At 44.0% G+C, this 1324-nt stretch carries 1 protein-coding gene and 1 pseudogene; both read right to left on the reverse strand.

The features are described 5' to 3' along the window. Nucleotides 1-50 precede the first annotated feature (50 nt). Nucleotides 51-713, reverse strand: coding sequence for an MATE family efflux transporter (locus PPOP_RS16745; RefSeq protein ID WP_006287833.1), 663 nt, complete (start codon nucleotides 711-713; stop codon nucleotides 51-53). Between the two features lie 171 nt (nucleotides 714-884). Next, a pseudogene (locus tag PPOP_RS16750) lies at nucleotides 885-1209 on the reverse strand (arsenate reductase ArsC). Nucleotides 1210-1324: the final 115 nt, after the last annotated feature.

Raw genomic sequence — 1324 nt, forward strand, 5'->3', positions numbered from 1 at the left:
AATGTAAGGGGCTGACAAGTGCCTTTTTTTTGCATCTGATCTAAGCACTTTTACGCTGCAATTCTAGGCATTTTTAGTATGCAATAAACAATCGGTAGTCCCATTCGGATCACTTCCTTCATGAGGCGGCTATTCCATGCTGATGACTTGGTAATCAACTCAGAATGTCTTGTTTGAATGATAAATAATAACGTCACAAGAAGGTTCGCCATCAAAGTCGCAATAGCTGCCCCTACAACGCCCAAGCCTTCAAAACGTCCTATGCCAAAAATCAGAAAAGGATCGAGAATGATATTAAGAATAAGACCAACCGTGAAGATATGAAACGGCTGCTTGCTGATTCCCATCGCATTCAATATGGTCGCGAACAAAATATTTACGACGGAAAAGACAGTGCCCAAGATGGAGATCAATAAGAACTGCTTCGCCATTAACTCAACTTCACCACTACCTAAATCAAAGAACCCGATAAGCTGATCCTTTGTCAAAAAGACGAATGCGATATAAAGAAGACCTAGCAAGACAGACATGATGAATCCATTTTTGATATAGGTCTTAGCTTTATCACCCTCGCCTGCTCCCATACAATGGGACACCTTTATCCCCGTTCCGATCGTAATCATCGTGGCCAAAGCGATCCCTAGATTAATAAAGAAGCTCGCCGTCCCAATGGCTGCAACAGGACCACTTCCGAGCCGGCCAACCCACATCATATCGACAAGTCCATACGTCGTGGAGATGAAGTTGGTTGCTATAATTCGGAAGGGATAGTTTCATCAAAGTCGGCATAATCTTACCTTTGGTTAAATCAGTTGTGCCTTTCATGCTGTACTCATTCATGCCCTAAGTAAAAACCGACCACAAGGGTCGGTTCAAAGCGCTGATTATTTTCCTTCTGCTAGGAAACATTCGATTCTGGCTTTGATTGCATCGCGCACCTCACGGAATTGAGCCATGATTTCCTCTTCGGTTCCAACGGCCTTCGCGGGGTCATCAAATCCCCAATGCCATTTCACCAGATGTATGGTTCGATATATCAACCCCTGCTTCGCTCATCACTTGAACCGCTCTAGGATTCAAACCATACGCCTTTAACCCTGCACTCTTGACTTCGTATTGATCGCTACCTAACGCTTTCAGCCATCCATCTGCTATCTGGCTCCGACAAGAGTTTCCTGTACATAGAAAATACATCAATGGTTTACTCATCCTTAATCTCTCCTGGTTTTTACTTGACGGATTGTCAAGCCAAGTGCGACAGTTCTTCTGAGAAGGATTCGTGAGCAGTCTTCCAGCCCAAACATTTTCGTGGTCGTTGATTGAT

The sequence above is a fragment of the Paenibacillus popilliae ATCC 14706 genome (assembly GCF_000315235.1).
GTDB lineage: Bacteria > Bacillota > Bacilli > Paenibacillales > Paenibacillaceae > Paenibacillus_B > Paenibacillus_B popilliae.

Excerpts from the sequence above, each read along its gene's own strand:
- PPOP_RS16745 (WP_006287833.1), bottom strand. The coding sequence starts at position 713 with ATGATGTGGGTTGGCCGGCTCGGAAGTGGTCCTGTTGCAGCCATTGGG.